At 60.3% G+C, this 18,557-nt stretch carries 23 protein-coding genes; 7 read left to right on the top strand and 16 right to left on the bottom strand.

Annotated elements, in window-relative coordinates; genetic code table 11:
- Window positions 1-243 precede the first annotated feature (243 nt).
- Both B2U07_RS06350 and B2U07_RS06345 read left to right on the top strand, forming a co-directional pair.
- Window positions 244-660: a plasmid mobilization protein gene (locus B2U07_RS06350; protein ID WP_296276394.1), complete on the top strand. Its 417-nt coding sequence runs from the start codon at window positions 244-246 to the stop codon at window positions 658-660.
- Between the two features lie 109 nt (window positions 661-769).
- A complete protein-coding gene (locus B2U07_RS06345) occupies window positions 770-3,124 on the top strand; it encodes an LPD7 domain-containing protein (RefSeq protein ID WP_296276392.1) in 2,355 nt (784 codons plus the stop codon).
- Between the two features lie 7 nt (window positions 3,125-3,131).
- Here the strand turns inward: B2U07_RS06345 and B2U07_RS06340 are convergent, their stop codons facing one another.
- From B2U07_RS06340 to B2U07_RS06305, 8 genes are all read right to left on the bottom strand, one after another.
- On the bottom strand, window positions 3,132-3,584 hold the full coding sequence (locus tag B2U07_RS06340) for an MbcA/ParS/Xre antitoxin family protein (RefSeq protein WP_296276391.1): 453 nt from the start codon (window positions 3,582-3,584) through the stop codon (window positions 3,132-3,134).
- A gap of 7 nt (window positions 3,585-3,591) precedes the next feature.
- The gene (locus tag B2U07_RS06335; RefSeq protein ID WP_296276389.1) at window positions 3,592-4,002 is read right to left on the bottom strand and encodes a hypothetical protein; all 411 of its coding nucleotides are present in this window, start codon (window positions 4,000-4,002) and stop codon (window positions 3,592-3,594) included.
- Between the two features lie 47 nt (window positions 4,003-4,049).
- A complete protein-coding gene (locus tag B2U07_RS06330; RefSeq protein ID WP_296276386.1) occupies window positions 4,050-4,319 on the bottom strand; it encodes a hypothetical protein in 270 nt (89 codons plus the stop codon).
- Window positions 4,319-4,870 carry a recombinase family protein gene (locus B2U07_RS06325; RefSeq protein WP_296276385.1) on the bottom strand — a complete coding sequence of 184 codons (552 nt, stop codon included), beginning with the start codon at window positions 4,868-4,870 and terminating at the stop codon, window positions 4,319-4,321. Before B2U07_RS06325 ends, B2U07_RS06330 begins: the two co-directional genes overlap by 1 nt.
- A 240-nt stretch (window positions 4,871-5,110) precedes the next feature.
- The gene (locus B2U07_RS06320) at window positions 5,111-5,299 is read right to left on the bottom strand and encodes a hypothetical protein (protein WP_185745884.1); all 189 of its coding nucleotides are present in this window, start codon (window positions 5,297-5,299) and stop codon (window positions 5,111-5,113) included.
- Window positions 5,300-5,657: 358 nt separating this feature from the next.
- Window positions 5,658-6,530 (bottom strand): hypothetical protein, encoded by an 873-nt coding sequence (locus tag B2U07_RS06315; protein WP_296276382.1) that lies wholly within the window; start codon window positions 6,528-6,530, stop codon window positions 5,658-5,660.
- A 16-nt stretch (window positions 6,531-6,546) separates the two neighbouring features.
- On the bottom strand, window positions 6,547-7,284 hold the full coding sequence (locus B2U07_RS06310) for a Cro/Cl family transcriptional regulator (RefSeq protein ID WP_296276379.1): 738 nt from the start codon (window positions 7,282-7,284) through the stop codon (window positions 6,547-6,549).
- Window positions 7,285-7,300: 16 nt separating this feature from the next.
- Window positions 7,301-8,107 (bottom strand): TIGR04255 family protein, encoded by an 807-nt coding sequence (locus B2U07_RS06305; protein WP_212739880.1) that lies wholly within the window; start codon window positions 8,105-8,107, stop codon window positions 7,301-7,303.
- A 545-nt stretch (window positions 8,108-8,652) separates the two neighbouring features.
- On the opposite strand from B2U07_RS06305, the gene B2U07_RS06300 reads away from it, so the two are divergent.
- Window positions 8,653-9,015 (top strand): hypothetical protein, encoded by a 363-nt coding sequence (locus tag B2U07_RS06300; RefSeq protein ID WP_275545791.1) that lies wholly within the window; start codon window positions 8,653-8,655, stop codon window positions 9,013-9,015.
- 2 nt (window positions 9,016-9,017) lie between these two features.
- On the opposite strand, the gene B2U07_RS06295 is transcribed toward B2U07_RS06300, so the two are convergent.
- The 5 genes from B2U07_RS06295 to B2U07_RS06275 all read right to left on the bottom strand — a co-directional run bounded on the left by B2U07_RS06295 (window position 9,018) and on the right by B2U07_RS06275 (window position 12,253).
- Window positions 9,018-10,064, bottom strand: a complete 1,047-nt coding sequence (locus B2U07_RS06295) for a GGDEF domain-containing protein (RefSeq protein ID WP_275545790.1) — start codon at window positions 10,062-10,064, stop codon at window positions 9,018-9,020.
- A 110-nt stretch (window positions 10,065-10,174) separates the two neighbouring features.
- Window positions 10,175-10,585: a GNAT family N-acetyltransferase gene (locus tag B2U07_RS06290; protein WP_275545789.1), complete on the bottom strand. Its 411-nt coding sequence runs from the start codon at window positions 10,583-10,585 to the stop codon at window positions 10,175-10,177.
- A gap of 95 nt (window positions 10,586-10,680) precedes the next feature.
- Window positions 10,681-11,010 carry a DUF2025 family protein gene (locus B2U07_RS06285; RefSeq protein WP_275545788.1) on the bottom strand — a complete coding sequence of 110 codons (330 nt, stop codon included), beginning with the start codon at window positions 11,008-11,010 and terminating at the stop codon, window positions 10,681-10,683.
- A 98-nt stretch (window positions 11,011-11,108) separates the two neighbouring features.
- Window positions 11,109-11,510: an NUDIX hydrolase gene (locus tag B2U07_RS06280; protein WP_275545787.1), complete on the bottom strand. Its 402-nt coding sequence runs from the start codon at window positions 11,508-11,510 to the stop codon at window positions 11,109-11,111.
- Window positions 11,511-11,551: 41 nt separating this feature from the next.
- Complete coding sequence (locus B2U07_RS06275; protein ID WP_275545786.1) at window positions 11,552-12,253, bottom strand: YebC/PmpR family DNA-binding transcriptional regulator; 702 nt, start codon at window positions 12,251-12,253, stop codon at window positions 11,552-11,554.
- A 237-nt stretch (window positions 12,254-12,490) separates the two neighbouring features.
- On the opposite strand from B2U07_RS06275, the gene B2U07_RS06270 reads away from it, so the two are divergent.
- On the top strand, window positions 12,491-13,531 hold the full coding sequence (locus tag B2U07_RS06270; protein WP_275545785.1) for a DUF1176 domain-containing protein: 1,041 nt from the start codon (window positions 12,491-12,493) through the stop codon (window positions 13,529-13,531).
- Window positions 13,532-13,557: 26 nt separating this feature from the next.
- On the opposite strand, the gene B2U07_RS06265 is transcribed toward B2U07_RS06270, so the two are convergent.
- Window positions 13,558-14,292, bottom strand: a complete 735-nt coding sequence (locus B2U07_RS06265) for a sulfite exporter TauE/SafE family protein (protein ID WP_275545784.1) — start codon at window positions 14,290-14,292, stop codon at window positions 13,558-13,560.
- 139 nt (window positions 14,293-14,431) lie between these two features.
- Here B2U07_RS06265 and B2U07_RS06260 point away from each other — a divergent pair, with 139 nt between their 5' ends.
- Window positions 14,432-15,325: an EamA family transporter gene (locus tag B2U07_RS06260; RefSeq protein WP_275546049.1), complete on the top strand. Its 894-nt coding sequence runs from the start codon at window positions 14,432-14,434 to the stop codon at window positions 15,323-15,325.
- A gap of 138 nt (window positions 15,326-15,463) precedes the next feature.
- Here the strand turns inward: B2U07_RS06260 and B2U07_RS06255 are convergent, their stop codons facing one another.
- Window positions 15,464-15,745: a peptidylprolyl isomerase gene (locus B2U07_RS06255; protein WP_090430990.1), complete on the bottom strand. Its 282-nt coding sequence runs from the start codon at window positions 15,743-15,745 to the stop codon at window positions 15,464-15,466.
- 265 nt (window positions 15,746-16,010) lie between these two features.
- Between B2U07_RS06255 and B2U07_RS06250 the strand changes: the two genes are divergently transcribed.
- On the top strand, window positions 16,011-16,460 hold the full coding sequence (locus B2U07_RS06250; RefSeq protein ID WP_275545783.1) for a hypothetical protein: 450 nt from the start codon (window positions 16,011-16,013) through the stop codon (window positions 16,458-16,460).
- Here B2U07_RS06250 and B2U07_RS06245 read toward each other — a convergent pair whose 3' ends face one another.
- Window positions 16,461-17,510: a GGDEF domain-containing protein gene (locus B2U07_RS06245; protein ID WP_275545782.1), complete on the bottom strand. Its 1,050-nt coding sequence runs from the start codon at window positions 17,508-17,510 to the stop codon at window positions 16,461-16,463. It lies immediately after the preceding gene.
- Between the two features lie 185 nt (window positions 17,511-17,695).
- On the opposite strand from B2U07_RS06245, the gene B2U07_RS06240 reads away from it, so the two are divergent.
- Window positions 17,696-18,556: a CAP domain-containing protein gene (locus tag B2U07_RS06240; protein ID WP_275545781.1), complete on the top strand. Its 861-nt coding sequence runs from the start codon at window positions 17,696-17,698 to the stop codon at window positions 18,554-18,556.
- Window position 18,557 lies beyond the last annotated feature (1 nt).

The following is an 18,557-nucleotide window of genomic DNA, read 5'->3' as shown; positions in this document are numbered from 1 at the left end:
GGCATTCATTGCCACTTAATTATTGGTGACGTGCTTATTTGTTTGCTTACACCCATTCCCGGTGCGCAGCACCGCATCTAGACAACTATTTATCTCGAACTTAGCATCGAATAGCTGCGAACGAAGTTCGCAGGCACGACGGATATGTTTACCTGCGCTACGCGCAGTCACATATCCCGTGCCAAAGGGGTGCCCCCTTTGAAACCCCAGCCTCCAGCCCATGCCGCATGACCGGGAGACCTAATGGCCGGAAAGAAAGAGACCCTCTCTCCGAGTGCGCCGAAGACGCGGCAGAAGGGAGACGATGAGGTAGAGCGGATCGATCCGCTTGAGAAGGTTGTTTCGCTGCGCCTGACGGCGAGCGACCATGCGAAATGGCTGGCGAAAGTGAAGGCATCTGGCCAAACCAGGAGCGAGTTTTTCCGTTCCTGCGTGCTGGGCAATAAAACGTCTGTCGTTGCGAAGAAGCCTGCCAGCGCGGATAAGCTCCAGCTGATTTTTTACTTCAACAAGGCGAGCAACAACATCAACCAACTGGCGTGGTCTACGCACCAGGCACGAAAGCGCGGCACGCTCGATGCCCAGACCTTCGGGCGGCTGCTCGAAAAGCTGAACAGCATTTCTGAGCTCATGGCCAAGGGCATCTCGGATGTTGACTAGGATTCGAGGCGGTAGTGCTGGCGTGTTCGCTTACCTACGTGATGGTAGGAAGGCAGGACGGAAGTACAGTCGTGCCGAGCTGGACAACCGAGTCGTGCTTGCAGGGAACATGGCTCTCTCGGAAAGCATCGTCAACGCGATGTCCAATCGTGGTGAGAAATATCTGCATATCACCCTTTCATTCCGAGAGGATGAGCTGCCACTGGAGACACTCCAGGCGATCACAGATGAGTTCCAGCAGTTCTGCATGGCCGCATTCCGTGCGGATGAATACAGCTTCTACGCTGAAGCTCACCTCCCTAGGATCAAGTCATACACCAACCTCAAGACCGGCTTCAGAGTCATCCGCAAGCCGCACATTCACATCGTGATTCCCGAGCTGAACCTTCTCAGCCAGAAGCACCTGAACCCACTAGGCAAGATCGATCATCAGACTAAGTTCATCGATGCGTGGCAGGAACACATCAATGCCAAGTACGGGCTGGCCAGCCCGAAGGATCACCGCCGGGTCGAGTTCACCGATGAGAGCACCTTGCTCGCTCGGACTAAGGGCGACCATTTCCAGGGTATTGGCAGCGAGCTGAAGCAGAAGCTGCTTGATGCTTTGATCGAGAATGACATTGTGGATCACGCCCGCTTCAAAGAGCTCGTTGAGACGTTCGGAGCTGTGCGGGTGCGGAATGAGGGCAAGCCAAGCGCTTACCTGAACGTGAAGCCCGATGGCTCGACGAAGGGGATCAACCTGAAGGATTACGTCTTCAGTCCGGCATTTGTGGCGCTGCCAATCGAAGAGAAGAAAAGGTATCTGGCAGCTGCGGCAGCACGTTTAGCAGTTGAGGCGGCGGAGTATGTTGAGCCAACGAGTCCCCGTCCGTCCCCTGATGAGATCAACAGCCTCCTTAAAGAGTGGCACGAAGTCAGAGCGCGAGAGCTCAAGTACATCAATAGCGGCAGCCGCAATTTCTATGAGCGGTACCGCAAGGCCCGTAAAGAGAATACTGAGGAACAGCTGACGATCCTCGATCAGCTGCAAGCTCGCTTCTACATGAAGCACGACAGCGAGTACGCCCTAGATGCGGGCCAGGACGATACCCTGCTTGATGGCCATCGAGTTAATGAGAGCGCCTGGCACATGGGAGAACCAGCGTCAGCCGCAGAAGATGATTCACTCCGTGCTGAGCCAGAAAACATCGTGGAGCAGTTGCTGGTGGAGCATAGGGCGGAAATCTACGAGGATCGGCTTGCCACCTCGGAGGATCACAAGGCAATCAAGCTCAACCTGAGTGCGAACCTACTACTCGCGCATCTCAGCCAAACTCACGGTGTAATGCCTGAGAAGTACCTGGTGAAGGAAGGACTGGATGGTGGCGACCGCATCCAGTGCGGCAGCAGAAACTTGAACGTAGCTGACTTTCTTACCAAGGAGCTGCATCTGTCTTGGCCCGAAGCAGAGTCAATATTGCGCCATGTCTACGCGGCGCAGAGGGCAAATGTTTCAGGGCAACCACGAGACGAGATCCGCACTCACTTTTGGGAGGCCTATCGCCGCACCTGGCCGGCGAGAGACGAAGCGAAGCAGCAAGACTGGGCCGCACAAAAAGCCTCAGAGGCTAGGCGTAGAGCTCAGATAAAGGCGGACTACCTAGCGGATCGAGCAAGCATCAAAGCCGATGTGAACAAGACTCCAAGTGAGCGCAAAGCCGCCTACTCGCTGGCCAGCATGCGCAAGGCTATGGATAGCGCGAAGCTGTATCGTGAAATTGCCCAGGAGCGGCTGTCGCTGCGAGAGAAGCACCCTAAGCCAGGACAGAATGGCTACAAGCTCTTCCTGGTAGTGCTTACCGAAGAAGATGGCAATGCCAGTGCACTGGCAGAGCTGCGGCGTCAGACTCGGTTTGCCAAACCACTTGCATCAGGCAATCGATTGGGCGCTGAGCGCGAGCTCAACCCGTCTATTCCAGTGATTTTGCCATCTGTTTCCTATCGAGTAGATCAGCGTGGCAACGTGACTTACTACGCCGATAGCGAGAGAACGAAGCCGATACTCGTAGACACTGGACGAGAGGTTGAGGTGGTCGATTTGGCGCTTGAGGCGGTTGAAACTGGCCTACGGCTTGCGTTGCAAAAGTTCGGCCCGGCGCTGGACGTGCATGGCTCACCTGAGTTCAAAGCCGCGGTGCTTGGCGTAGTGCTCCGCACGGGTCTGCGTGTTGAGTTCAAAGACCCAGCTCTAGCCACCGAGCTGGAGCGACTTCGGGGAGCATCAAGCCAGATGGCTCAGGTGCCCAAGGTAATGCCAATCACGCCGAAGACTGAACAAGAGATCGAGGCCGAGTATGCCGGTGAAGTGTACGAAGGCGTGCTTGGCCGAGGTAACGAAGAAGAGCCGGGCACTGGGCTGTGGCAAGGTGATGGTCACACAGCTGTGCCATCCCCATCAGCGGAGCCGCCCCGACTACGCTGACGGGGCGCTACAAGACCAGACCGTCAGCCAGCTGTACCAGCAGCTCTTCAACCAGGCCTGCGCCAATGTGAGTGTTCAGCATCTCGATTGGCGAGCTGCCACCGAACCGCTCCTTCGGAGTCGAAAGCCAGTGAAGTGCCTTGGCGCGATCACCGAACAGCGACTCGCCAACCACCAGAACATGCAAGACACGGAGAAGGCGGTCGCTCTCATCGGCTGACAGGCGTTGGCCTGAAAGGGCTGCCGATGAGACCTGCTTGCATGCCAGTCTGGCGATCAGATTGATGCCACCGATGGCCTCAAAATCAATCGCCATCTGTTTCTGCAGGCTTGCGGCCTGGTCGAGCGGGATGCCCTGCTTGATGTATGCGTGGACATCCAGATCAGTCGCGTCATCAGGCAGGCCCAGCAGCCCAGCCAAGCGTGGCTGATAGTCGTCAACAAATGCCTTTGCGTACATGGCCACCTCAGAGTGCAGAAATGACACGACCGACATAGATGAGCCCCGTGGCCACGATGTCGAACGACTCATCTTCGAGCAATGGCGTGAAGAGCCGGTGCTCTGCGCCGCTCTCGACGCGGCCCAGGTAGACCGTGTTGGTCTTGGGGCTCCGGTAGCAGTAAATCTGATCCCGCAGCCCTGCAAAGTCGTCCGTGTTCATCGCGTACACGTCCGTGCTCACCAGGAACAGCACTGCGGTGCGGTGTGCTCGATAGCCTGGACTCAGCCAGAACCCTCGCCGCCGAACCACCTTGCCCGGTGGAACCGCCAGATACTCCACATCGCCAGGAACAGCCCCGTGCTCCAGGTACTGGGCAACCTGATCAGCGCTGGTGAGAACAGGGCAGCCGGCATAGGTACGCTGTTGATTCCGCATGAATCCCTCGCTTTCAGAGCTTGAAGTGGATGGCCTTAGCGGCATGATCACAACTCTTCATGCGTCACCTCGACTGGGGAGAGAGCCTTTACTTTCATCCAGGCAACCACGCTACCAACGACGATGCTGGCGAGCGCGGCCATAGGAAATGGCACCATCCTGGTAAGCAGGACAAGTGCGAGCGCGCCGGCAGTCCCTCCTCCTGCGACGGCACCCAGCGTGGGATTCTTCCGATAGGCAGCAATGAAGCAGCAGATGCAATCGACCAACAGCAGCAGCGCAGCCAGGTAGAGAGCTTGGAGTTGTGCTTCGATCATCACTTGCTGCCCTGCCGGTACTTGTAGAGGGTGCTGCGGCTGATATTGAGTGCCTTGCATATCTCGGCAGGTGATCGGCTGTGATCCCCGGCCAGGGCTTGGATTGCGGCGATGGTTTCCGGTGCCACTCCAGGCCGGCCACCTTGCCGGCCTCGGGCACGAGCAGCATCTAGACCAGCGAAGGTGCGCTCACGAATCAGGTTCCGCTCAAACTCTGCCAGTGCAGCGAACACATGAAAAACCAACCGACCGGCTGCGCTGGTGGTGTCGATCTTTTCTTTCAGGCTCTCCAGGCCTACGCCGTTCGCTTCGAGCTCAGCAGTGAGCCTCAGCAGCTCCGACATCGAGCGACCAAGGCGATCAAGTCGCCAGACAACCAGCACATCACCAGGTCGAATAAACGCCAGTGCCTCATCAAGCCCTGGACGAGATGCTTTTGCCCCACTCATCTTGTCGCTGAATATCCGCTCGCACCCGGCAGCGGTCAGTGCGTCATGCTGGAGGTCGAGCTGCTGGTCGTCTCGCGATACCCGCGCATAACCAATCTTCATGCGTCCGCTTTCTCGTCGATGAATAGGGTTTACGCACTTTGATTTAAAGACGGGTTAAAAGCAATAGCGGGCCGGCATTATCGGCCTAGCTGGGTTGGGATAGTAGTGTCCGCAAAACAACCGTTTTGGAGACGGCGGCCTCACGGCAGCTGAAGTGGTCTAGTGTGGTAGAGAGGAAAAAGATGGAGGGGGCGAAGCCCCCTCCGATAGGGTTGAGGCGCTGTGAAGTGCTCGGTGTGATTAGTGGAGTTGGGGCGTGCCCGGCTCCTCAAGTTCATCGAGCTCCAGCTGAACCTCAAGGGGGCCTTGTGGTTTTGCTGGCTTCACTTCATCAACCTCAAAGCAGAAGGCAGTTTTACCTACCTCATGGGCGTACAGGCGACGACCATTGCGAAGGGTGATGAATGGCCTGCAGATCATAGTACTCATACGAAGTTCTCCATTAGAGATACCTCGGAGGCACCTTGGGTCGAATGACCGCCGGTCAAGCAGGCTTGTCAGGGATAATTGATATCCGTAGAATGTGATCCCGCGATTGAAAAAACCTGACCTCCAAGGTTGGTTTAGTTAAATGTGCTCTCTGGTTCTGCAAAACCTTTGATGCACGGCTCTTAGCTCACTTCCCTTAGAATCAAGGGTTGTGGGCTTTTTGCTGTCTAAGACACTAGTCCAGCAAATTTCATATTCTCATACGTTATGTCTACCGTCAATAGGCGTATGAGCGGAATTTCAATTTTTTCAGGCGCTTACGGGTTGGGTGCCTTCCTTCTTGTCTCGGTTACTGCATTTAAATTTCAAAAATTGGCTGCTCTGGCTCGGTGCGCAGGCTGATGTGGTCGGCTTGCCATTTCTTGAGTAGTTGCGATTGGGCGTATGACAGGGCTTCGTCTGAAATAACCTCGATCTCGACTAGCTCGATCCAGGTCCAGATGTCGTTGCCGTCTTTCTTGATTCTGCAGCGCGCCTCAAAAATCGACTGGATGGCCTCTGCTGTCTTGGTGGCTGCGATCTGGGCGGCGGCGGGGTCGGTATCTGTTGCATAAAGCAGCGTAACTACGAGTTCGTAGGGGTCGTTGGCACCGTTCCGCGCATTCTCGGTGCCGCCGTCGACATCAAAGAACACTGCGGCGATATGGTTGCCAGTGTCTTTGAATGCCTTGGCCAGCTTCTCGGCGATCTTGGTTTCTTCCTTAAGGCGCCGATCAAACTCGTCTGGGAAGGCCGCTCTCCGATACCTGGCTGCTAGCCATCTCTGAAGCACGCTGTGCTCTTTGGGTGTCATCTTGTGCGAGGCGTTGGGTAAGTGCTCGCTTAGTCCGTGCCTGGGATTGTCGGCTGCATCCTTGGGGATGAGGGCTCGCCTATTGGTGTCGATTTCGACGTAGGCCTCTTCGCCGGTTGCGGAGAATCCTACGTGAAGGCGGCGGAGGTTCTTGCAATTGGTGTAGTTGCCGTTGGGTGCTCCATCCAGAAAGGTGCCGAGCACCACCTCTACAAAGGGCTCGCCATCGGGTAGCTGGGCGAGGTCGCAATCGTGAGAGGCGATGACTGCGGCAACCTTCTCCGGTGGGAGGTCTGGGGCGAGCTCCAGCTCTCTAATCGTTTCCGGTCGAAGAAGGTGCCCTTGTCGCCAGGGTGTATCTCTGCTCCAGCTACCCATTCGGCTACTTCATCCTCTATGCCTGCTCGTTAAGGTGGGGAGTGCCTGCGTCGCTCGGGTCGATGGGGGTGATGGCTGATCTCCCTCTGAGGCGGTGGGCTACTCTTGAGTGTTGTTGGTTTTCTGTTTGGAACATTGCTATGAGTGCCTTGGCGACAGATTCGCCTGGTTCCCCACCTTGCATCTGCTCAAGGAGTGTTTGTCCGCCGGGCAGCCGCCTTTTGATCAGGCTGGAGCTTCCGGTAAGGTTCTCTCGGTGCAGTAGGGTGGTGGCATCTGCGAGTTGCTGTAGTAGGGCTTCGTTATGCGCGGAAATTGGTTCTCCGGCCTGCCAGTTGTAGATGGCCTGGCGCGAAACGCCGAAGAAGGACGCCAGTTCGGTGACTGGAGGCTTAAGTGTGTTGCGCACAAAGGCAAGGTTTTCAGCGGAGGTGCGTGGCTTGGCGCGCTGGGTATCTGTGTCTTTTCGCTCGGAGTACTTGATATCAAGCAGGCGATATCCCTTGTCCTCCCTTGCGGCGACGTAATTCGGGGTGGCCACTCCGCCGGTGCCGACCAGTAGGGCAAGCGCTACGCTGCCGCAGCCTCGAATGAAGCGAGAGGCTGTTCCTTTGGTGCGCTCTTCTTGATGGGGGAGTGCTGTGGCGGTCGTTACTCCGCGCTTTTCGTGCGTTACGCGGTACTCAAGGCGCTGAGATGTCAGAAAGCTATTTGCTAGCTGGGGGGTTGCTCGGTTTGAGTGTGCGATATGCATGAATTTGAGACTCCCTTCAGGTATCCCAGGCTGTGCGTGCGAAATCGGTGGTCGTTGCGCGGAAGCACCTGCCGATGAGTTCGTGTAGCTCGTCCATCCTGGTTAGTACTTCAGCTTTGTTGTAGGGGCGCCGCTCGACAGAGAAGCCGTCGGTGTCGATGAGGGCGTGTATGCCGGAGATCGACTCGAAGCGCTCTTGTATCTTCAGGCGTTCGGGGTCGATGTCTGGGGGGAAGGCCAGTCGACCATTTTGGATAACGGTGCGGGCTACAACCTGGCCGATCCCGTCGGCAAGTAGAACGGCTTCAGAGAAGGAGTGGCTGAATGCTGACTCCTTCATTTGAGCGGGCAGTCCTAGTACCTGGGGGATGAGGTATTGGCTGAGATCCTCCCCTTCTTGTGGTGCTACGGCGTCGAGGTAGCGTAACCCCAAGCGCTCAACAAAGCTGAGTCCGCCAATTGCCTCGTCAAGAATGCTCAGTCCTAGCTCCAGCTGCTCGTAAAACTCCTTGAAGTCGACGTAGGTCGTGGTTTCAAAGGTGATTGAGTTTGGCTGTAGGAGAAAGGCGTTGGTGTCATTGAGGTTGGAGAAAACAAAACGATCCAGTTTCTGGATTGTGGGGGTGGGTGCTTTGTCGTCCGCTCCATCTGATGCGCTTTGGAGGGAGAGCTGCATCTGGGTCGATTTTGTGAAGCCAGGGTAGCCGGCTTTTCGCATGCGCTCCTGGATCTGCGGGATATAGGAGTCCAGCGAGAGCACGGGGTTGTGCTGCACTTGGCCTATCGTGAAGAAGACCGGTGGGTTCTTAAGTTTATTGCCCATTGCACTCGTCCATGCTTGACACTTTGATTGACAGTTTACACATTGCTTTACAGGTTCGCAATTTGAGGCGTGGCTTCGCCAAATGGCCTCTCGGCTTCAAGGCTGGGGCGGGTGGGTCAATGCCTGCTGGTGGTCGCGGAATCAGGGGGGGGGGGGCTAGGTGCCCGCTGGAGGTCGAGGGAGCCCAATGTCTGCCGTGTTTCGAGATGCGAGGTGGTTAGGGGCATTTCGCATTGCGAAATGGGGGCGTGGGGCGGGTAAATTAAGGCTAGCGCTGGTAGCAAGTTTGTCGGTTTTGGTGGTTGCGATGGCTTATCGTGCTATTGGGGCGGATAAAGGGGTGAGTACCTATTTGAGTTCCCTTTGAGATTGTGCGATGCACTTAGGCTTATATTTTTTCTGGCTTTGGATGGCTAGATTCGACTCCTATCTCCGCACCATAAAAATCAAAGGGTCTGCCTCGGCTGACCCCTTGTCGTTTCACGCTGAAAATTCTCTCGAACTGTTGTCCAACCCGGTGTGATGATGGTTTTCGGGTGTCAGGCATGCGCAGTCTGACCCTGACTCAGTGGGAGTTGCTCATGCTCATTCGTTCGCTTGTATTGATCCTGACTGCAGTGTTGGCCAGTGCCGCTTTCGCCGATCAGCCGCAGACCATCCGGGTCATTCCCAAGAGTTACGTCAGCCCCGGTGCCAGCGGCAGCGTTTCGGGCTCGTCGAGTTATCAGCAGCACAATCTCTACGGCGGCCAGCGTCTACCGCGGGGCAGCGTGCGTCAGGAAAGCCGTTATGGCAGTCAGTCCATCGAGACGCGCGGCGGGATTCGGCAGAGCACCGAGTATCCCGGCGGGCTGATCATCGAGCGTCAACCTGGCAGCGGCAGTTACCAGCTGCAACGTAGCCGCTGATCTCAATGACGGGCGGCCGTTCTATGTGCGTTGTCCGGCGCGTCAGAGATCACTGCGCGGTTGCGCCCCTCGCTCTTGGCCCGGTACAGGCATTCGTCGCCGCGCTGCAGCCAGCTTTCCCAATGCTCGCCACCATGCAGGATCGCGCCGCCTATAGAGACGGTCACCGCGCCGCCCGGGCTTTGCAGCTCACTGGCGACCTTGCTCAGCAGGTTCTGCGCCGCGACGCGCAGGCCTTCTGCATCGGTGCTGGGCAGCAATAGCAGGAACTCCTCGCCACCGAAGCGGAACAGGCGATCTTCCTTGCGGCAGTAGCGCTTGATCAGCCCGACGAAAGCCACCAGCACCTGGTCGCCGACCTGATGGCCGAAGCGGTCGTTGATCTGCTTGAAGTGGTCAAGGTCTATCACCAGTAACCCATAGCTGTCGCTGTGACGGCGATGGCTGGCCACGGCGATTTTCAATTCTTCGTTCATCGCCCGACGGTTACGCGCGCCGGTGAGCGGATCATGGATCGCCAGCATTTGCAGTTGGTCGCGCTGGGTACGCGTGCGGAAGGCGAAGATGAAGCTGAGCACGCTGGCCATCATGCAGGTGACCAGGAACGAGACCATCTGGTAGTTGCTCTCGAACACGCTGCCGGGTACCAGCAGAGCGTGGCTGACCAGGCTGATCAGCACCAGTGCGGTGGCCAGCAAGGCCTTGCCGGGCGAGACCATGAAGAAGTTGAAGAGGATCAGCGGGTAGATCCAGAACAGGCCGTTGACCCCCAGGTTGATGGCGATCAGTGTGGCGCCGACCGAGAACACTGCGGCCAGGTAGAGCCCAGGTTTGACGGTGTCGCGGGTGACCCAGGCATAGCGCACGGCGAACAGCGTGGAGAGAACGATAATCGTGTCGGCGATGCCAACCAAATAATTGCCGTGGAGCAGGCGGTAAACGGCATAGGGCGAAATGCCGATGACGCCGAACAGTCCCATCAGGGTGATGATCGACAGCTGGAAATCGTTGCGCAGGCGTTTCAGCAAACGTGCGGTCTGGGTAGCCATAGCGTTTCTTTTCGTTGTTATGGAATAAGCATGCAAAGCTTTGACCGCCGATGGCAAGGGGCATTCCGGAGCAAAGTGCCAGTATTTTTGCCCCAGGCGACAGACTGCCTTTAATGGGCGCGCAGCGATACCAGTGACTTGCTGCGCTGGTAGCGGGCCAGTCGTTCGGCTAGTTCGGCGGGAAGAGGCTGGCCGGGTGCGAAACCTCGCCACTGATAGAAACCCTGCAGGTCGGGATGGCAGAACAGCCAGACCGCTTCCGGATGCTCTGCCAGGACGTGATCGAGCAAGGCCGCGGCCACGCCCTGGCGACGCAGTGCAGGGGCGACGAACAGCCCGGTGAGCCACTGTCCACCTGTCACGGCTCGCATGCTGAGGGCCGCGACAATGTCACCTGCATGTTCGGCGACCCAGATCTGGTCGCCCGCCTGGCTGCGCATCGGCGAGCGATGGCCGCGGTAGAACTTGTCGACCAGGGGGCGCAGCAGGGGCGGCAATTGGCGGTAGCGGAATGGGCTCATCGGCACAGGGGAAGCGGGCGATGGGCCATTTAAGCAGAATCAGGCGGGTAAGGGTGCACCGCGGTTCGCTGTACACGGCGCTCCCTGTCAATGATTCAGGCTGGCGCCAGACGGCGGCGTTCGGCGCGGATCTCCGGCAGGTCGGCGCGACGCAGGTAGACGCGTAGCGGTTCGCTGAGATTCACCCGGTCATCGATACGCTGGTCCTGCAGCCAGGCCAGGCGCTGGCGATCCAGGCGCATCAGCTCGCCTTCGTCGGCGTGCCAGACGTACTCGCAGGTCGGAGTGATGGTTTCGGCAGGTACGTCGAGGCCGAAGCTGTCTTCGGAAAAACGCAGCAGGTACTGGCCGGTCTTGGCGTTGAAGCCAACGAAACCCTGCAGCTGGTCGGCGGCCTGGCAGATCTGGGCGGACGTGATACTCATGGCAAACCTCGTTTCCTATGGGGTTTGCAGGCAAGGCGAATGGTTCTGTTTATCGGCGCAGCCTAACGCCTGAACCGCTGGCTGTGCGTTGCCGTGGATCAAGGAAGCCGTTGCAGGGCCGGCAATACCTGCTCGCGAAGCAGCGGCGCCAAGTCATCGGGCAGGGGCAGGGCAGTATCGAGCCAGCGCAGTTCTTCCAGCTCAGCGGCGGCTTGTACCGCATGGGGCAGGGCGGCGCGATAGATGTCGGCCTGCACCCAGGTATCGGCTTCGTTGGCGGCGGGGGCGTGGAACTGGCCGAGTGGTTGCAACGCTGCGCTGTCCAGTTGCAGTTCGAGCTCCTCGAACAGTTCACGCTTGAGCGCAGCCAGTGCATCTTCGCCCGGCTCGCGCTTGCCGCCAGGCAGCATGAAGAAACCGGTATTGCGCTTGCGCACGAGCAGCAGGCGGCCTCGTTCGTCGAACAGGCAGGCGGCGGCGATATCTAGGGTGTTTTTCATGGGATAAGCAGCGGGCGCCCGATCAGGGCGCCCGGCGGGCCTCAGCCAGCAAGGCCGACGTAGACATTCTGCACGTCGTCATGGCCGTCGATGGCCTCGAGGAAGGCCTCGACTTCTTCCATCTGTTCCGGCGTCAGGCTGGTTACCGGGTTCTTCGGGCGGTAGCCGAGCTTGGCCGAGTTGACGGTGAAGCCCTGCTCCGGAAGCGCCTTGCATACGGTGTCGAGGTCGGTCGGGTCGGTGATGAACAGCGTCGAGCCTTCGTCATCGGGCACGAAGTCTTGAGCGCCGGCTTCGATGGCGGCCAGTTCCGGGTCCGCGCCTTCTTCGGTGCTGGCTTCGATCAGACCAACGTGGTCGAAGTCCCAGCTCACCGAGCCGGAAGCGCCGAGCTGGCCCTTGCGGAACAGCACGCGAATCTCGGCGACGGTGCGGTTGACGTTATCGGTCAGGCACTCGACGATCACCGGCACTTGGTGCGGGGCGAAGCCTTCGTACTGGGTACGCTCGTAGTTGACCACCTCACCGGACAGGCCGGCGCCTTTCTTGATGGCGCGATCCAGCGTGTCCTTGGGCATCGAGGCTTTCTTGGCCTGGTGCACAGCCAGGCGCAGCTTGGGGTTCATGTCCGGATCGGCGCCGTTACGCGCGGCGAGCATGATTTCCTTCACCAGCTTGCCGAAGATCTTGCCTCGGGCATTGGCGGCGGCTTCTTTGGGTTTAGCTTTCCACTGGGCGCCCATCTGGGGTCTCCTGGCCGATAGGTGAGACGGCGTCGCGCGAATCTGCGCGTGACGATCGGATAGGCTGCGGATTCTAGTGCCTTGCGCGGTTATCGGCACCTGCAATTTCCCGATGGTGCGAGCACCCTTGCTGGCGACCGGCGAATCACACCAACTGCGGGGCTGCGACGTCGCTTGCCTGGCTCGCTCGGGCGAAGGAACATGACGCCCCTGCGCAATCGTCAAAAGGAGTTGTTCATGTCGCGTTGGGTCTTGCTTACCGCTCTGCTGCTGGCTGCGGGAATCGCCCAAGCCGCTCCCGAGCAGGTGCCGCTGTACCGGGAAATCAAGGATTGGGTCGTCGCCTGCGACAACCTGCGCGGATGCCAGGCGTTGAGTGCGCCGGAGAGTTTCGATTACCAGCCCTTGAGCCTCCAGCTCGAGCGCTCTCCAGGCGCCCAGGCGCAGCTACGACTGTCGTTGCACGATGCCGAGCAAGGCGGCTATGCACCGCTGCGGCTCGACGGTCGGGCCTTGTCTACTGCAGGTCGCCTGCAGCCGATAGAAATTCAGGGTGAAACCACGTTGGTGGCCGAAGGCGCCGATGCTCAGGCAGTGCTGACCGAGCTGCGCAATGGCGTGCAATTGCGCATGGAAGGTGAGCGCGAGTACGAGGCGGTGGTTTCGCTCAGTGGTCTTTCCGCTGCCTTGCTGCTGATGGATGCTGTGCAGGGGCGGGTGGACAGCCGCAGTGCCCTCTATCGTCCCGGCTCACGACCCGATAGCGAGGTGCCCGCTGCGCCATTGGCGCCGCGTCTGCGCGCCTACCCCGGTGTCACGCCGATGAGCGAAGTGGAGCAGCGTGATATCGCTGAGCACGTAATGGCCGCGACCCGCAGCCAGTGGTTCGAAGAGGATATGAGCAGCGAGCCGGAGGCCGAGGCTTTTGCGCTCAACGACCAGGAGGCGCTGGTCATCATCCGAACCTGGTGCGCCGCCTACAACTGCGATTTTGCGGTGTATCGCGTCGGTCGCCAGGCGCCTTATGCCGAGCTCGATCTGCAGCTCGAGACGCCGCCGCTGGACCTTGGCGCGTTGTCCGGTTGGGTGAGTTACAACCCCGACACCGGCGAGCTGGGCTACCTGTACAAGGGGCGAGGGATTGCCGATTGTGGTGAATCGGGCAGCTGGCGCTTCGATGGCGAGCGTTTTCAGCTGGCCTCGCTCAGTTTTCTCGGCCGCTGTGCGGCGCGTAATCCGGGCGAGTGGCCCGAGTTGTGGCGCGTGGTCGAACCCTGATCCCGTACGGTTCCCGGCAGGACGCGCTACAGGTAGCGCCAGATCAGTTGCACGCCAGCCAGCAGGATGCCCAGCCGCGCAATGCGGTAGAACCACAAGTGGTTGACCCGTGACTGCAGCCACAGCCCACTCCATACCCCTAGCGGCACGATGGGCGCGAGCATCAGGCTGAGCAGCAGGTTCTCCTGGGTGAACTGGCCCAGCGCGGCGTAAGGGAACAGTTTGGCGGCGTTGGTCAGCAGAAAGAACAGGTTGATGGTGGCGACGAAGCGCACCTTGTCCAACTGCTGCGGCAACAGATGCATCATTACCGGCGGCCCGCCAGCATGGGCAACGAAACTGGTGAAGCCGGCCAGGCTCGACAACAAGGTGCCACGGCCGGCGCGCAGCGGTCGTGGCGCCTGGTTGCTCGCTAGCAGACCGAGGCCGACGAAGACGATGGCGATGGTGCCGATCAGCAGGCCAATGGCACGTTCGTCGAAGAAGCCAAAGGTCAGCGAGCCGATGCCGATACCGATCACGGCGCCCGGCAGCATGACCTTGAGGTTGGCCGTATCCCACTTGCCCCAGTAAGCCTTCAGCCCGACCACGTCGGCCAGGCAGAGAATCGGCAGCATCACCGCCACGGCCTGTTTCGGCGAGGTTGCCAATGCCAGCAGCGGCACGGCGATGCCGCCCAGGGCGCCGCCGAAACCGCCCTTGGACAGGCCGGTGAGAAACACCGCCGGCAGGGCGAACAGAAGGAAATCGTGCAGGGTCATGGGCGTGACGTAACGGCGCTGAAGCGCGCAGGTTAGCAGCCGCGCGCGGCTGTGTGGCTTTTTTCCGTGGCCTCTGTGTCTGTCTGGCTCGGGGCGAGGCTGCTCTAATGCCTGCTCAATCAAGGCGAGGCTCATGCTCATGACACCCAAGGATCTGCTGCTGGCGCTGCTGGTAATCGTCGTCTGGGGGCTGAACTTCGTGGTGATCAAGGTCGGTCTGCACGGCATGCCGCCGATGCTGATGGGCGCCCTGCGTTTTCTGCTCGCAGCCTTCCCGGCGATTCTCTTCGTGCGCCGGCCGCAGGTGCCACTGCGCTGGATGTTGGCCTACGGCATGACCATCTCGCTGGGGCAGTTCGCCTTCCTGTTCTATGCCATGTACGTCGGCATGCCGGCGGGCCTGGCGTCGCTGGTGCTGCAGTCGCAGGCGTTCTTTACCCTGTTCTTCGCCGCTCTGTTTCTCGGCGAGCGGCTGCGCGGCAGCAACCTGTTCGGTTTGCTGGTGGCGGCCAGCGGCCTGGTGTTGATCGGTTTGCAGGGTGGGCAGGCGATGACCCTGGCCGGTTTTGCCCTGACCATCGCGGCGGCGTCGATGTGGGCGCTGGGCAACGTAGTGACGCGCAAGTTGGGCAAGGTCAATCTGGTCGGCCTGGTGGTCTGGGGCAGTTTGGTTCCGCCGCTACCGTTCCTGGCGCTGTCGCTGTGGCTGGAGGGGTCTGAGTTGATCAGCCAGTCGCTGCTCACGCTTGGCCTGGATTCGCTGCTGGTGCTGGCCTACCTGGCATTCGGCGCGACCATTCTCGGCTATGGCCTGTGGAGCCGCCTGCTGTCGCGCTACCCGGCCAGCCAGGTGGCGCCGTTCTCGCTGCTGGTGCCGGTGGTGGGCATCAGCTCTTCGGCATCGTTGCTGGGCGAACGCCTTGCGGGGCTGCAGATGGTCGGCGCGGGGCTGGTGATGGCCGGGCTGCTGATCAACGTCTGGGGCGGACGCTTGCTCGACAACTGGCGCCAGCGCGCGCCGGGCGCTGTTTGACGCAGGTAGGGAAGTTCGAGGTCTGATCCAGACGCTGCCGGATCTTACGTGCAGGCGCTTGAGGCGTAACGAGGTGCGCTGTTTTCAGCAGAGGTGCCCGAAGAGTGGCAGCAGCCATTCTTCGGGCCGGGGACGCGATCAGTCCTGGCGGCTGGTGACTTCCAGCAGGTGATAGCCGAACTGGGTCTTGACCGGGCCTTGCACCACGCCGACCGGCGCGCTGAAGACCACGGTGTCGAATTCCTTGACCATCTGGCCCGGGCCAAAGGAGCCCAGGTCGCCGCCGCTGCGGCCGGACGGGCAGGTGGAGTTGTCTCGGGCCAGTTGGGCGAAGTCGGCACCGCCCTCGATGGCGGCTTTCAGTTCGTTGCACTTGTCTTCGCTGGCAACCAGGATGTGGCGGGCAGTGGCGCGGGCCATGGGGAGTACCTCCTATCGATAGAGGTGCAGAGCCTAGCGCAATCGCCTTGCCAAGCAAACGGAAAGCCGTTCGCTCGACGTTCAGCCTTTCATTGGCCGCCGGCTGCGCCGCTGGCGGCATGAGGGCTCCGTGCACCGGAAAAACCTTGCCTTGCGGTGGCAAGTCGCTGCCGCTAAGGCATGCGCCGAGCCCGTGGTCAAAGGCCGGCAGCGGCTGGCCCGAAACCTGCTTTGCCTGTAGCGAATGCTTTTGGCGGGAGGCCATATGACCAGCATCAACAACAGCATACCTGCCATGCTCAGCTACTACGGCAGCCAGGCAAACAATCGTTCCAGCACCGCCAGTGGCGAAACCGACAGCCAGGCCAGCCAGGATCCGCTGGCCGATCTGCGGCGTTTCGCCAAGCAGGTGGTCGCGCGTAGTGAGGGTGGGCTGCTGCGTGCGATGAATGGCGGCGCGGCGACGCCCGCCAATGCCGTGCAGAGCAGTGCCGACAATCAGGCGGCGGCGCCCTCGGTGATTCAGTTGCCGGATGTGACGCAACTCGATCGCGACGATGCCGCCAAGCTGCTGCAGCAGGTGCAGAAGATGGTCGACGCCGGCCTGGACGGCAGCGTGCGCATCGCCGGGCACAATGGCGACAAGCAGACCGACTCGCTGGAAACCTACCGCCAGTGGCTGCAGGAAAAGGGCGGGCTCAGCGTCTACGCCTGATCAGCCCGGTACCGGTTCGCTGTCGCCCATGTCTTCGCCGGTGATGACCCGGTTACGTCCGGCACGTTTGGCGGCGTAGGTACGCCTGTCAGCCGCCAGCATCAGCTCGTCGAGGGACTGCCCGTCCACCTTGAAGCTCGCCACGCCGGCGCTCAACGTCATGGCCAGGGCGATGCCGTCGTTCATCAACGGCTCGGCTGCCAGGCGCTCGCGCAGGTTCTCGGCTATATCGCGAGCCTGGCCCGCCGTGCTGCCGGGCAGCAGCACGGCAAATTCCTCACCGCCCAGGCGACAGAACAGATCGTTGATGCGTAGCCGTTGCGCCAGCACCGTGGCGAAGTGGGCCAGGGCACGGTCGCCGACCTCGTGGCCGAAGCGGTCGTTGATCTGCTTGAAGTGATCGATATCGAGAAACACCAGCGAAAGCGGTGTGCCATTGCGCAACGCATGGGCGCGCTCACGTTCGAACACCTCGGCCAGTTTCAGCCGGTTCGCCAGGCCGGTCAGGGCGTCGGTGGTGGCCTGCTCGGTCAGACGCCTTTCGTTGAGAATGCGGCTGCGCTCGTAGATGTGGGCGAAAATCATCACCGCCAGGCTGGCCAGGCCGAGGTTGGCGATGATCTCCACGTTCTGCAGCAGACCCTCGGAAGAGAATCGCCGAGTGAAGACGAACAGGCCGACGCCGACGAACAGCACCGAGCCGTACATGCCCAGGCGCAACCCCAGAAGCAGGTAGCAGATGATCGGAATCGACTGAATCCAGGCGAACACCGCGAAGGTGGTGTGGGTCTGAGCCAGCGCCAGGATCATGATGCTGAAGAACGGCAGCAGGTAAACCGCGGTCAATAGCTGCAGGTGGCGGGTTCGGTCGAGGATGGTCAGCAGATACAGTGATACAGCGGCGTAGCCGATCTCCAGTCCCGCCAGCAGCCAGTTATCGTGCAGCAGATTGACCACGGAGAAGAACAAACCGCCGCTCAAGGTGATCCATAGCAAGGCTTTGAGGACCAGGCGTCGGTGTTGTTCGTTCTTGGCAGCGTAACCAGGCATCGGTGTTCTCGGGCGGAATGAGGCAATTGCGACAGTGGTGCGATGGCGGCAAACGGCGTCATGCAGGAACCCTGCCGAGCCTGGTGAGTCCAGTGTTCGCAGGCATTCGAAGGGACGAGGAAACCGGTAATGATGGTGCGCCGGGAAATACGTCAGAATCACGACGTTAGTTGGGAGAGGGCTGTATGACAACAACAATGGACAAACGGGGATGGCGGCGCTGCCTGCTGGCGCTGCTGTTGATGGGGGGACTGGGCTCGGTTCAGGCCAGCGAGGATCTGGCGCTGATCGAGACGATCAATACCTATCGCAGCGAAGTGCAGCGTTGTGGCGTGCAGGCCTCCGAACCGTTGCCGCCGTTGACCAACGACCCGCGCCTGATACTGCCCGCCAATGGCACCGCGGACCTGCAGGATTCGCTAAGTGCCTCCGGCTATCCGCTGGTCAACGTCCAGGCCATCACCCTCTCCGGCCCACGCAATGCGCAAGCGGCGATGCAGGCATTGAGCGAGAGCTTCTGCCGCGTGCTGCTCGACCCGCAGTTCATTGATATCGGCGTCAGCCAGGAGGATCGTGACTGGCGCATCGTGCTGGCAAGGCCGCTACTCAGCGGGCGCTTGCAAACCTGGCAGACCGAGGGGGAAGGGCTGCTGCTGCTGGTCAATTCCGCCCGTGCCGAGGCGCGCCAGTGCGGCGACCAGGCATTCGCCGCGACGGCGCCGCTGGTATGGAGTGCTGAACTGGGCAGCGCTGCCGAGAGCCACAGCCGGGCCATGGCCAATGGCAACTTCTTCGCCCATCAGGGCCGGGACGGCCTGACACCGGGTGATCGGGCCGAATTGGCGGGCTACGGCGGCACCACGGTGGGTGAGAATATCGCCGCCGCGCTGGATACCACCGCCAAGGTGGTCGAGGGCTGGCTGGCCAGCCCCGGGCACTGCGCCAACATCATGAACCCGGCGTTCAGCGAGCTGGGCGCTGCCTACGCCAATGACCCGCAGAGCGATGCCGGCATCTACTGGACGGCATTGTTCGGCGGGCAATGAC

Origin of the sequence: Pseudomonas sp. UBA7530 (assembly GCF_002479365.1) — a bacterium.
Taxonomy (GTDB): Bacteria; Pseudomonadota; Gammaproteobacteria; order Pseudomonadales; family Pseudomonadaceae; genus Aquipseudomonas.
This window is presented reverse-complemented; position numbering and strand designations above follow the sequence as displayed.

Excerpts from the sequence above, each read along its gene's own strand:
- B2U07_RS06350 (WP_296276394.1), top strand. The coding sequence starts at position 244 with ATGGCCGGAAAGAAAGAGACCCTCTCTCCGAGTGCGCCGAAGACGCGG.
- B2U07_RS06345 (WP_296276392.1), top strand. The coding sequence starts at position 770 with ATGGCTCTCTCGGAAAGCATCGTCAACGCGATGTCCAATCGTGGTGAG.
- B2U07_RS06340 (WP_296276391.1), bottom strand. The coding sequence starts at position 3,584 with ATGTACGCAAAGGCATTTGTTGACGACTATCAGCCACGCTTGGCTGGG.
- B2U07_RS06335 (WP_296276389.1), bottom strand. The coding sequence starts at position 4,002 with ATGCGGAATCAACAGCGTACCTATGCCGGCTGCCCTGTTCTCACCAGC.
- B2U07_RS06330 (WP_296276386.1), bottom strand. The coding sequence starts at position 4,319 with ATGATCGAAGCACAACTCCAAGCTCTCTACCTGGCTGCGCTGCTGCTG.
- B2U07_RS06325 (WP_296276385.1), bottom strand. The coding sequence starts at position 4,870 with ATGAAGATTGGTTATGCGCGGGTATCGCGAGACGACCAGCAGCTCGAC.
- B2U07_RS06320 (WP_185745884.1), bottom strand. The coding sequence starts at position 5,299 with ATGAGTACTATGATCTGCAGGCCATTCATCACCCTTCGCAATGGTCGT.
- B2U07_RS06315 (WP_296276382.1), bottom strand. The coding sequence starts at position 6,530 with ATGGGTAGCTGGAGCAGAGATACACCCTGGCGACAAGGGCACCTTCTT.
- B2U07_RS06310 (WP_296276379.1), bottom strand. The coding sequence starts at position 7,284 with ATGCATATCGCACACTCAAACCGAGCAACCCCCCAGCTAGCAAATAGC.
- B2U07_RS06305 (WP_212739880.1), bottom strand. The coding sequence starts at position 8,107 with ATGGGCAATAAACTTAAGAACCCACCGGTCTTCTTCACGATAGGCCAA.
- B2U07_RS06300 (WP_275545791.1), top strand. The coding sequence starts at position 8,653 with ATGCGCAGTCTGACCCTGACTCAGTGGGAGTTGCTCATGCTCATTCGT.
- B2U07_RS06295 (WP_275545790.1), bottom strand. The coding sequence starts at position 10,064 with ATGGCTACCCAGACCGCACGTTTGCTGAAACGCCTGCGCAACGATTTC.
- B2U07_RS06290 (WP_275545789.1), bottom strand. The coding sequence starts at position 10,585 with ATGAGCCCATTCCGCTACCGCCAATTGCCGCCCCTGCTGCGCCCCCTG.
- B2U07_RS06285 (WP_275545788.1), bottom strand. The coding sequence starts at position 11,010 with ATGAGTATCACGTCCGCCCAGATCTGCCAGGCCGCCGACCAGCTGCAG.
- B2U07_RS06280 (WP_275545787.1), bottom strand. The coding sequence starts at position 11,510 with ATGAAAAACACCCTAGATATCGCCGCCGCCTGCCTGTTCGACGAACGA.
- B2U07_RS06275 (WP_275545786.1), bottom strand. The coding sequence starts at position 12,253 with ATGGGCGCCCAGTGGAAAGCTAAACCCAAAGAAGCCGCCGCCAATGCC.
- B2U07_RS06270 (WP_275545785.1), top strand. The coding sequence starts at position 12,491 with ATGTCGCGTTGGGTCTTGCTTACCGCTCTGCTGCTGGCTGCGGGAATC.
- B2U07_RS06265 (WP_275545784.1), bottom strand. The coding sequence starts at position 14,292 with ATGACCCTGCACGATTTCCTTCTGTTCGCCCTGCCGGCGGTGTTTCTC.
- B2U07_RS06260 (WP_275546049.1), top strand. The coding sequence starts at position 14,432 with ATGACACCCAAGGATCTGCTGCTGGCGCTGCTGGTAATCGTCGTCTGG.
- B2U07_RS06255 (WP_090430990.1), bottom strand. The coding sequence starts at position 15,745 with ATGGCCCGCGCCACTGCCCGCCACATCCTGGTTGCCAGCGAAGACAAG.
- B2U07_RS06250 (WP_275545783.1), top strand. The coding sequence starts at position 16,011 with ATGACCAGCATCAACAACAGCATACCTGCCATGCTCAGCTACTACGGC.
- B2U07_RS06245 (WP_275545782.1), bottom strand. The coding sequence starts at position 17,510 with ATGCCTGGTTACGCTGCCAAGAACGAACAACACCGACGCCTGGTCCTC.
- B2U07_RS06240 (WP_275545781.1), top strand. The coding sequence starts at position 17,696 with ATGACAACAACAATGGACAAACGGGGATGGCGGCGCTGCCTGCTGGCG.